Here is an 11,201-nt window from a genome sequence, read left to right on the forward strand (position 1 = left end):
TTAAAATTGAAGAGACTATTGGGTTTATGGGGGAATATTTCATGAAGAAGTATTTGATGTTTTTGTTAATATTATCACAACTTCAGTTTACTTCCTGTATGAAAAGAGAAGTTATTTATAAAGAGGGCAGTTATATTGGTATTGGAGAAGGTCATATAGGAACAATAAAGATTAGTCTTGTTACTGACAGTTACAGCATTAAGGAAATAAAAGTATTAGAGGATGAAGAAATACCTGTTATAGCAGAAATAGTTTATAAAAAGATACCTAAAGAGGTAATAAGGAAAAATAGCGGCGAAGTTGAGGCTGTAACAGGAGCTACATACACTAGTCGAGGTTTAATTGATGCCATTAATGATGCTCTGAATAAAGCGAGAATTAATAATAATCAATAAAAACTGTTTTGGGGATGAAGGGTTTGAAGTTACAGTATAGATTAACAATATTTATAAGTTCTATAATAATAATTATTATTTGTGGGCTAGGTATTGCCTCATATTATATGATTAAAAATTCCATAGAAACTCAAATGGGTAATAACGCTATGGACCTAGCTGTTACAATAGCATCTATGGACAGGATAAAGGAGGCATTAGCCAACAAAGATGATTATCAGATTGTACAGAATACAATTGATAGTTTTAGAGATAAAACTAGATTTCAATATATAATCGTGATGGATATGAATGGAATAAAATATTCATATCCTAGAGGAAAATCCCTAGGTAAAAAATATAATGATGGTGGTGAAGAAAGGGTTCTTAAGTACGGAGAAGCATATATTTCAAAAGATAGAAATGTTTTGATTTCGGCTATAAGAGCCTTTGTACCAATTTATTATGATGGACAACAGGTTGGTGCTGTTTTAGTTGGGCTTTTGACAGATACGGTATATAAAGAGCTTGAAGCTCACATATTGATTTTTAAGATAACACTGGCAGTGGGCTTATTAATAGGTATAATTGGAGCTGCCATTCTGGCTAACCTTATAAAAAGGACTATTTTTGGTCTGGAGCCAAGGGAAATTGCATTACTTCTAGGTCAGAGAGATTTAATACTTCAGAGTTTAAAACATGGAATACTAGCCATAGATAAAGAGGGGAAAATTATTTTATTTAACAGGGTAGCAAAAGAATTTTTAAACTTAAAGGATGATGATATTGGAAAAAAAGTTTCAAGTATGAATTTAAGGTATGCAGATGAAATGATGAAGGCACTTTTTAATGAAGAAGCCATATACAATCAGGAGATTAAGCTATGTCAGGATATAACACTGATGTGTAGTCATACTTTACTCAAAAATCATAAGGATGAGGTTATTGGTGTTGTTTCAAGTTTTGAGGATTTGACAGAAGTTAAAAAAATGGCTGAAGAGTTAACAGGAATAAAAAGGATGACTTCAGCATTAAGGGCGCAAAATCATGAATTTATGAATAAACTGCATACAATATCTGGGCTTATTCAATTAGAAGAATATGAGAAAGCCCTTGAGTATATTTCGGACATTTCACATCAAAGACAAGTTATTTCAGAAGTTCTAAATAAAAATATAAAAAATCCTCATATTGCTGGTTTGTTGCTTGCTAAATATAATAAAGCTGCAGAATCCAAAATTAGTTTAGAAATAGATAGGGATTCTTGTTTAGAAAAAATTCCTGATAGTATTAATCCAGATGAAATATGTTCTGTTATAGGAAATTTAATTGAGAACTCAATAGAGGAACTAGTTAAATTGGAAAATGGTAAAATAATCGTAAAGTTAAACAGTGATAATAATGGCTTAAAAATAAGAGTACAGGATAATGGACCAGGGATAGATAAAGATGTAATGGATAAGATTTTCGAAAGAGGGTTTACAACTAAACCTGGTAATAGGGGAATAGGATTAAGTATAGTAAAACAAATCATAGACTATGCTCAGGGAAGTATTGAGATAATTCAGGACAATGGAGTTATATGGGACATATTTATTCCGATGAAGGGGAGTTAGGTATATGATTAAGGTTTTAATTGTTGAGGATGATCCATGGTAAGGGAAATAAATTCAAGATTTCTAGAAAAAGTTGATGGCTTTAAACTTTGTAATAGCGTCAATAATTTAGAAAAAGCAAAGGAAGTCATTATAAGGGACACACCAGATTTAATACTCTTAGATATTTTCTTTCCACAGGGGAGAGGTATTGAGCTTCTGAAATGGATTCGTGCTGAAAATATAAAGTGTGATGTGATTTTAATTACGGCAGATAAAAATTCAGATACTGTTCAGGAGGCATTCCGCTACGGAGCTGTAGATTATCTGGTTAAACCTTTTTTATTTGCAAGATTTAAAGAAGCTTTATTATTGTACAAACTCAGAAAGAAAAGCTTAGAAAGTACCGAAAACATTGAACAGAGGACAATTGATAAATATGTCATAAAGGAAAATAAAGTTTTGCTTGAAGAGGAAAATGATTTAGTTTCGAAGGACAGCATAGATAGTAAGGGCTTTAACCAGCATACTTATGAAAGAATTTTAGAGGGTATAAGGCAAATGAGGGGCAAAACCTTTACATCACAACAAATAGCAAAGTTAGTGGGTGTATCAAGGATTACTGCAAGAAGATATCTGGATTATTTGGAAAAGGAGAAGAAGCTAGTTATTGAAATGGAGTATGGCAGGGTAGGAAGACCTAAAAATAAATATAAGCTGAACTTAGATAAATAATTTGATATCAGTTGGGGGGACTTAATTTGAGAATAAACAGTTTTTTTAAATTAGTTGAAATACAAACAAAATTAGCAAGTGTAATACCATTTTCACTTGGTGTTATTTATTCTGTTTACAGGTTTAAAAGTTTTAATTTAAATAACTTTATATTAATGTTTATTTCACTGATTACTTTCGACATGGCGACTACTGCCATAAATAATTATTTCGATTATAAAAGAGCAGTGAAAAAGCATGGGTATAATTATGAATTACATAATGCCATTGTAAAATACAGTTTAAAGGAATCAGCTGTTATAATTACTATTTCTTTACTTTTATTGTGTGCTGTGACATTTGGATTTTTATTATACTTAAATACTAATATTTTAGTTTTAATACTTGGTGTTATCTCATTTGCAGTAGGAATATTCTATACTTATGGTCCGCTACCTATTTCAAGAATGCCCCTTGGAGAAGTTTTTTCAGGAATTTTCATGGGCTTTGTAATTGTGTTTCTTGCTGTTTACATTAATGCAGGTGAGGGGCTTATGAATTTAGAATATATCAATGGGATACTGACATTAAATATGAATTTGAAAGAAATAATATATATTTTTTTATATTCAGTTCCAACTATTAACTGTATCGCCAATGTAATGCTTGCTAACAACATATGTGACATAGAAGATGACAAGGAGAATAAGAGATATACACTTCCAATTTATGTAGGTAAAGAAAACGCATTGAAAATTTTTAAAGCTTTATATTATTTAATTTATATAGATTTAGTTATATTAATTTTACTAAGGGTTGTCCCAGTTGTTTCTATTATTACACTATTGACAATTATTTTGGTAAAGGGGAATATAAAACAGTTTTTTAAAATACAAACCAAAAAGGATACCTTTGCACTATCTGTAAAAAACATGATAATTGTAAATGTCACCCAAATTATAGCAATTGGAAGTGCCATTGCATTTACCCTCTAGAACTAAGATTCTGGAGGTTTTTTTATGAAGAATTGAAAAATTGTATTATTATGGTATAAAATTATAATATGCTTGGGACTACAACTTAAATTAGGGGGTATTATTATGGGGGATAGGGTTTCAAAAAATTTAGTGGAGGGAAGTATTACAAAGAACTTATTTTCAATGGCAGCTCCTACAATGTTTGGTTATTTAATTCAAATGCTGTATGATTTGGTTGATATGATGTGGATTGGGAATATATCAGCAAAGGCTGTTGCTGGGGTTACAATATTTTCAACAATGTTCTGGGTTGTTAATGTTTTAAATGAAATAATAGGAACAAGCTCCATTTCATTAATATCACAAAGTTATGGTAAGGGTGATGAAGAGAGAACAAGTCTCTGTATTGAACAAACCTTTACATTTAAAGCTCTTGTAGCTGTTATAGCAGGGGTTATATTTACAATTATCCTAAATCCTTTAATGGGATTCTTTACAAAAGATGCGGAGGTGGCAAAGGCTGCTTTAGATTATGGATATATACGTATCTTCTTTTTACCTGTAATGTTTTCTACTTATACTGTTAATACAGCCTTCAGGTGTGTTGGTGATGCCAGTAAACCAATGGTGATTATGATAATATCTTCTATATTAAACATAGTACTTGATCCGATTCTGATGTTTGATATAATACCTGGAACATCTATTCCGGGATTTGGACTAGGTGTTTTTGGGGCAGCACTTGCAACAGTATTTTCAATAACTGTTACTTTAATAGTTGGAGCAGGATTTATTTTATCTAATAAGACAAAAGTTAAAATTAATCCTAAAAGACTTTTTAGACTTAATCTAGAAATAGATAAGAAACTTATAACAATCGGATTACCAAGTGGTGTTGAAGTGCTTTTAAGAAATCTTGTTGGAATATTCACCTTGAAGTTTATAACATTTTATGGAACTGATGTAGTTGCTGCCAATGGAATTGGGAGTAGATTGTTTGGCTTTGCTTTATGCCCCTGCTTGGATTAAGTATGGCAAGCAGCACAATAGTTGGGCAATGTTTAGGCTGTGATAATATAAACAGAGCAAAAAAAACAGCATTTTACGCCTCCTTTTACGGAGTTGTAATTATGGCAATAGCTTCAATTATAGCATTCATTGTACCAAACACAATTATGGCTATATTTGTAAAGGAAGCTTCAGTTATTGAAACAGGGGTTCCCATGATTAGAATTGTTAATATAAGCCTTATTTTTGCAGCAATCACAATGGGTTATGGAAGTGTGTTCTCAGGTTCCGGTTATAACAAGCCATATCTTATTTCAAGTGTTGTGGGAAGATGGGGAGTGCAGATTCCTTTAATGTATGTAATAGTTAACCTATTAAGGCTGCCTGTTATATGGATTTGGTTTACATTTGTCGCTGCTGATTTAGCAGAAATGCTGGTGATTTTATATTCATATAATAAGGGTAAATGGGAAGTAACCAGGGTATAATCAAAAATTAAAAACTCATATGAGTAAATTTTCTTACTCATATGAGTTTTTTTAATTACTTAACTTCAACAATCCAACCCTCTGGAGCCTTAACATCTCCAAATTGTATTCCATAAAGTGTATCATAAAGCTTTTTAGTAACAGGTCCAACTTCTTTTTCACTGTAGAAAACATGAAGTTTTCCTTTATATTCAATACCTCCGATAGGAGTTATAACAGCAGCAGTTCCACATGCTCCGGCTTCTTTAAATTCGTCGATGTTGTCAATGTAACAATCTCTTTCTTCAACTTCCATTCCAAGGTATTCCTTAGCAACGTGCATTAATGAATACTTAGTAATACTTGGAAGTATTGAAGGTGATTTAGGTGTTACGAATTTATTATCCTTTGTAATTCCGAAGAAGTTAGCTGCTCCAACTTCTTCAATCTTAGTATGAGTTGCAGGGTCAAGGTAGATACAGTCTGCAAATCCTCTCTTTACAGCATGCTCATGAGGTAGTAAGCTTGCTGCATAGTTTCCTCCAACCTTTGCTGCTCCTGTTCCATGTGGAGCCGCTCTGTCCATATCAGCAATTGTAAAGTTAACAGGTGTCATACCACCTTTGAAATATGGTCCAACTGGACAGCAGAATACACAGAAAATATATTCTGGAGCTGGCTTAACACCAAGGTTATCACCAACACCAATAACAAATGGTCTTAAATAGAGGGTAGCTCCAGTTCCATATGGAGGAACAAAGTGTTCATTAGCTTTAACTACTTGAATACATGCATCTATGAATTTTTCTACAGGCATTTCAGGCATCAACAGTCTTCTGCAGCTGCTATTTAGTCTTTTAGCATTTTCGTCTGGTCTGAAAAGTTGTATCTTTCCATCCTTTGTACGGTAAGCCTTTAAACCTTCAAAACATTGTTGACCATAATGAAGGGCAGTAGAAGCCTCGCTTATTGTTAATGTATTATCCTCAACAAGCTTTCCATCATCCCATTTTCCATCTTTCCACATAGAGATATAGCGGTAATCAGTTTTTACATAACCAAATCCAAGTTTACTCCAGTCAATATTTACAGTTTTATTCATTGTACCACTCCTTTGCGACAAGATTACAAATTTTTCGAAAATTACATTGAAACTTGAGCCTGCTTTTAGATATTGTAATTAATATGTATTATTATTAAACAGTGATATACTGTTCAATAATATTATATCATAAAAAACAAAAAAGTAAGCCATTATTGAATAATTATTTGCAAAATATTTTGAAAGTGTGCAATATTTCCATTAAAAATTTTACAATTTAGGATTAATGTGTTTTAAAATCAATAAAATTCAAGAGCAGTAATTAGCCCCTTAATAATATTTTTTCTCCAATTTATAATAAAATTCGAAATTTTTTTGCCAAAACTAGAAAAGAAAATAAACATAGAAAATCTAAGATTGCAAATGTTAAAATATTCACAATTAAAACAATAAAATTAATTTTTATATTAACTTTTTATAATTAGGGGATATAATTTATATATAGAATGATAGGGGGGAATGAAAATGACCTGTGATATAAGGCTGATAAAAAAAGAAGAACACAAAACAAGTTTTTGGTCTGGGGGAACAACAACTCAGCTTTTAATTTACCCAAAAGATGCTGAATATAGTGACAGAAATTTTAAATGGAGGATAAGTTCTGCTAAAGTAGATGTTGAGGAGTCTTTATTTACATTCTTACCTGGTATTAAAAGGATATTAATGGTTTTAGATGGTAATTTGACATTAGCTCATGAAGGACATCACTGTGTAAATCTGAAAAAATTTCAACAGGACAGCTTTAATGGTGATTGGACAACAAGAAGTTTTGGGAAAGTAACTGATTTTAACTTGATGATGACAGAGGAATGTGAGGGTAATCTTAAGGTTTTTTCTGTTGGAGATGAGTCCACAGAGAAAATTGTATTTCTTGAAAATCCTTTTAAAGATGAATTTCAGAGGTTTACTATAGCATTATATTGCAGCTTTGGAAGTTCAGAAGTTAGTATTCAAGGAGGAAAAGAATTTAATTTTAACGAAGGTGATCTGATAGAAATAACCGGGTGTAAAGGGGATGTTTCACCCTGTTTAAAATTTAATTCTGTTGGTAAAAACCAGTGTGATATAGTTAAGGTTGTTATTGGATATGAATAAATAATTTATAGTATTAAAAGAAAAGGGGCTGAGGGAAAATACTCTCTCAGCCTCTTTAAGCATTTTCAGTTATTATCTACAACATCTTCTTTTATGGCAACACCTGTTGCAGTTACAGCAGTTTGTTCTACCACATGAATTACATCCTAAGAATGATCCATTAGAGAATAGAAGTAATAATAGTAATGCATCTATCATTATATTCACCTCCCTTGTAAATATAAGGGGATTTCTGATATATAATATAGATAATTGATGAAAAATGTTACAAAAAAGGCTGAGCACTAAATAGTCAGTGCTCAGCTAGAGTATTTCATTAAATTTAAACAAACCATCTAAACAATAACCAAACTTATACCATTCGCATTCTTTGCAAATACTTTCAAATTTTTCTAAAGTTAAATTTTCTTTAATGTAGCTTAAAATATCAGAGTAAATATATTCATGTTCTTTTTTAAGGCTAAGATTAAGTAAAGTCTTTTCATCTAAATCAGCTACTTTGTTTTGAAATTTACATAATCCTTCACCAATGTTGCTGGGACAGTACTTACAGATAGAGTCTGTTTTGGTAATAAGCTTTATTCTGGTACTTGGATTGTTTTTTAAGAGATATACAATTTCATTCATGTTAGATACAAACTCTTCATTATAGCCCTTTCCACGATATCCCTGAATACAAAGTATATGGTGTGGTCTTAGAACTAGCATGATAATAAATTTTCCTTTAGCAATTTTGACCTTATCTTTAAACCAAGTAAAGCAGCAGCAATAATTTTTAATAAATCAAGTGGAATAAATGGAATAACTGCTAAAGATAAGGCTTTTTCTATGCTTAGTTTCATTATAAAGGACAGCTGCAGCGTACCAATTAAATAGCATACAAACAGGGATATAATCAAGGCAATAAAAGTATTCAAAAATGATTGTTTTCTTTCAACGAAGCTACCTATAATGAATGCCATTACAGGAAAGCTAAGTATGAATCCACCGGTAGGACCTAATATTTTATCTAGTCCTCCCGAAAAACCAGCAAATACTGGTGTACCAACAACACCAAGCAATATGTAGATAACTTGCGACATAGTGCCAAGTTTCTTTCCCAAAATAACAGCTGAAATACAGACGGCAAAGACCTGTAAAGTGATAGGTACAGGACTAAATGGTATAGGAATTGATATTTGAGCTAAAATACAGGTTAAGGCAGCAAAAACCCCAATTAAAGTAATTTCTTTAAGTGAAAATCTTGTTTCCATAATTAAACCTCCTATTGTTAACTTAAATAAAATAATAGGTTAACAATTAAAAGTATACAATTTGAAAAAATTAAAGTCAATAATTAAAAAAATAAAACCATTATTTTCTTATTTTAGTTAATAGTGATATAATAAAAAAGTAATTAGTATTATTGGGGGACAGAAATATGTACTTTAACATTAAAAAGAAAAGAACGAAACTAGCCTTTCTTTCTGTTTTTCTTATTGTTTTGTGTGTTGGCTTGTTTTTGTTAAATAGCAGAGCAAACACTACATTTCAAAGTGAAAAATATGAGGGGCCTGCAAGGGATGAAATTGATGAGAGTTACAAATGGAAACTAGAAGATATATACCTTTCGGATAATCTTTGGGAAAATGATTTTCAAAAGTTGAAAGCTATGATTGAAGAAATAAGGACATATGAGGGAAAGTTATCAACATCTTCTGCTAATTTTAAAAGAGCTATTCTTTTAAATGAAAAAATATTAAGACTAGGAGAAAAGCTGAATGTATATGCGGGTATGCGTAAAAATGAGGATACACTTAATAAAAAGTATTTTGATATGGAGGACAGGATAGAAGGGCTTTTAACTGAAGCCTCAGAAGCAACATCATTTCTAGAACCGGAAATTTTAAAAATTGATAAGAACACATTGATGAGGTATTCTTCGGAACCAGAACTTAGTGACTACAAAAATTATTTTAAATGGCTTCTAGAAAGAAAAAATAACATACCAACTAAAGCTGAAGAAAAAATTCTAGCATTGGCAGATGAGTTAGATGACATACCGGTTAATTTTTATGAATCCTTTCAGTACATGACAGAATTTGAAAACAATAATAAAGCAGAAAATACCAGTATATTTAGCAATGATAGAAAAAAGAGAAAGGAAGCCTTAATACAAGCATATAGCAAAGTTAAAACAGGAGAAAACATTTTAGCATCAGCTCTTGCAGCTGAGGTAAAGATGAATATATTTAATGCAAAGGCAAGGAATTTTAAAAATCCATTGGAAATGGCACTTGAAGCTGATGGAGTTACTGTAGAAGAATATAGAAATGTAATTAAAGCAACCAATGAAAACTTAGCACCTTTACATAGATGGATATCACTAAGAAAAAAGTTACTGAAAATCGATGATAAGGTAAGGGTATATGATCTTTATATGCCTTTGATAGAGGAAAATGATGAATATATCGATTATAAAGATGCACAGGATATAGTGATTAATGCACTAAAGCCACTTGGTGAAGAATATATAAGGGATTTAAAATGGGCATTTGAACACAGGTGGATAGATGTTGCTCCAACAAGAAATAAATATCAGGGTGATTATACCTGGGGAAGCTATGATACCCATCCATATATATTACTAAATTACTATGGTAATATGGATAGTGTATCAACAATAGCCCATGAATTAGGCCATGCTATAAACAGCTATTATACGAACAAAACTCAGCCATATATAAAATCACAGATAAGTACATACAACGCAGAAATAGCATCAACAACAAATGAAGTTCTTTTATATGAATATCTTCTTAAAAATGCAAGGTCAAAGGAGGAAAAGAAAAGGGTACTTTACAATTACTTAAGGTTAATTGAAAATACAATATACACCCAGATAATGTATGCTGAGTTTGAGGAAAAAATCCATGAAGCAGGTTTAACTAATAAAACCCTTGATGCAGAATTTTTGAAAAAAACCTGGGCTGAAGTTATGAAAAAATATTATGGCAAAGATTTTGAGATAGAAGATAAACTTGAGGTGGATAGACTTGGCTGGGCAGATGTTCAGCATTTTTATCAGAATTTTTATGTTTACAAATATGCTACAGGATTTTCAGCAGGTTCTGCATTTGCAGATAAAATTTTAAAGAACAATACAAAGGATAGGGAAAAATATATTGAATTTTTAAGCAGTGGTTCATCAGATAGTCCCTTAAAGCTACTTGAAAAAGCTGGGGTAAACATGCATACAACTGAGCCATTGATAGAAGTGCTTAGAAAATTCGATAAGCTGGAGTTAGAGTTTGAAAAATTAATCCAGGGCGATAAATAAAGGAGGATGACATGGGGACATTTAAGAAATTTTTCTATGATTGGATAATTCCAATTCTGATTGCATTAGTTTTATATTTTGTTATAACAAATTATTTGTTTTTCAAAATCTATGTTCCAACGGAATCAATGAAACCGGCTATTATGCCAGGGGACAGAATAATAGCTACACGGATTCATGATTTCAGTAAACTTAAAAGAGGGGATATAATTGTTTTTAAATCAGATGAGCTCAATTTAAAACTAGTTAAAAGATTAATTGGGCTGCCAAAGGATAAGATAGTTATAAATAATAAAGGTGAGCTATTTGTAAATGGAGAAAAGTTAAATGAACCCTATGTAATTTATAACGAGGGAAAGGAGGCATCCTTTGAAGTGCCTGAAAATCATTATCTTTTTTTAGGGGATAACAGGGCATCTTCAAATGATGCAAGATACTGGGAAAACCCTTATATTCCGAAGGATAAAATTATGGGCAAAGCATCCTTTATAATATATCCATTTAACAGAGTAGGAAAGCTGAAATAAATAAGAATCATTTAAAAAGGGCT

General features: G+C 31.4%; 13 protein-coding genes. 9 read left to right on the forward strand and 4 right to left on the reverse strand.

From position 1 onward, the window contains the following. Positions 1-41 precede the first annotated feature (41 nt). From Q428_RS02615 to Q428_RS15855, 6 genes are all read left to right on the forward strand, one after another. Positions 42-395, forward strand: a complete 354-nt coding sequence (locus Q428_RS02615) for an FMN-binding protein (RefSeq protein ID WP_035377915.1) — start codon at positions 42-44, stop codon at positions 393-395. Positions 396-418: 23 nt separating this feature from the next. Then, positions 419-1,990: an ATP-binding protein gene (locus Q428_RS02620; protein ID WP_035377916.1), complete on the forward strand. Its 1,572-nt coding sequence runs from the start codon at positions 419-421 to the stop codon at positions 1,988-1,990. 36 nt (positions 1,991-2,026) lie between these two features. Next, positions 2,027-2,704 carry a response regulator gene (locus Q428_RS02625; protein ID WP_242847751.1) on the forward strand — a complete coding sequence of 226 codons (678 nt, stop codon included), beginning with the start codon at positions 2,027-2,029 and terminating at the stop codon, positions 2,702-2,704. 26 nt (positions 2,705-2,730) lie between these two features. Further along, positions 2,731-3,678 carry a 1,4-dihydroxy-2-naphthoate polyprenyltransferase gene (locus tag Q428_RS02630; protein WP_035377917.1) on the forward strand — a complete coding sequence of 316 codons (948 nt, stop codon included), beginning with the start codon at positions 2,731-2,733 and terminating at the stop codon, positions 3,676-3,678. 105 nt (positions 3,679-3,783) lie between these two features. Beyond that, on the forward strand, positions 3,784-4,689 hold the full coding sequence (locus Q428_RS02635) for an MATE family efflux transporter (RefSeq protein WP_242847752.1): 906 nt from the start codon (positions 3,784-3,786) through the stop codon (positions 4,687-4,689). Continuing rightward, complete coding sequence (locus Q428_RS15855; protein WP_242847753.1) at positions 4,671-5,156, forward strand: MATE family efflux transporter; 486 nt, start codon at positions 4,671-4,673, stop codon at positions 5,154-5,156. The genes Q428_RS02635 and Q428_RS15855 overlap by 19 nt, the downstream gene beginning before the upstream one ends. Before the next feature lie 55 nt (positions 5,157-5,211). Here Q428_RS15855 and Q428_RS02640 read toward each other — a convergent pair whose 3' ends face one another. Continuing rightward, complete coding sequence (locus Q428_RS02640) at positions 5,212-6,258, reverse strand: branched-chain amino acid aminotransferase (protein WP_278244858.1); 1,047 nt, start codon at positions 6,256-6,258, stop codon at positions 5,212-5,214. Between the two features lie 444 nt (positions 6,259-6,702). Between Q428_RS02640 and Q428_RS02645 the strand changes: the two genes are divergently transcribed. Beyond that, positions 6,703-7,332, forward strand: coding sequence for a HutD/Ves family protein (locus Q428_RS02645; protein WP_035377920.1), 630 nt, complete (start codon positions 6,703-6,705; stop codon positions 7,330-7,332). Positions 7,333-7,404: 72 nt separating this feature from the next. On the opposite strand, the gene Q428_RS16265 is transcribed toward Q428_RS02645, so the two are convergent. The 3 genes from Q428_RS16265 to Q428_RS02655 form a co-directional block, all read right to left on the reverse strand. After that, the gene (locus Q428_RS16265; protein ID WP_278244859.1) at positions 7,405-7,530 is read right to left on the reverse strand and encodes a hypothetical protein; all 126 of its coding nucleotides are present in this window, start codon (positions 7,528-7,530) and stop codon (positions 7,405-7,407) included. 105 nt (positions 7,531-7,635) lie between these two features. Continuing rightward, on the reverse strand, positions 7,636-8,040 hold the full coding sequence (locus Q428_RS02650) for a DUF1284 domain-containing protein (protein WP_035377922.1): 405 nt from the start codon (positions 8,038-8,040) through the stop codon (positions 7,636-7,638). After that, a complete protein-coding gene (locus tag Q428_RS02655; RefSeq protein ID WP_035377924.1) occupies positions 8,034-8,585 on the reverse strand; it encodes a biotin transporter BioY in 552 nt (183 codons plus the stop codon). Before Q428_RS02655 ends, Q428_RS02650 begins: the two co-directional genes overlap by 7 nt. Before the next feature lie 167 nt (positions 8,586-8,752). Here Q428_RS02655 and Q428_RS02660 point away from each other — a divergent pair, with 167 nt between their 5' ends. Next, on the forward strand, positions 8,753-10,651 hold the full coding sequence (locus Q428_RS02660; RefSeq protein WP_051514852.1) for a M3 family oligoendopeptidase: 1,899 nt from the start codon (positions 8,753-8,755) through the stop codon (positions 10,649-10,651). An 11-nt stretch (positions 10,652-10,662) separates the two neighbouring features. Further along, positions 10,663-11,178: a signal peptidase I gene (gene lepB / locus Q428_RS02665; RefSeq protein WP_035377926.1), complete on the forward strand. Its 516-nt coding sequence runs from the start codon at positions 10,663-10,665 to the stop codon at positions 11,176-11,178. Positions 11,179-11,201 lie beyond the last annotated feature (23 nt).

This window comes from Fervidicella metallireducens AeB, from assembly GCF_000601455.1.
Taxonomy (GTDB): domain Bacteria; phylum Bacillota; class Clostridia; order Clostridiales; family Caloramatoraceae; genus Fervidicella; species Fervidicella metallireducens.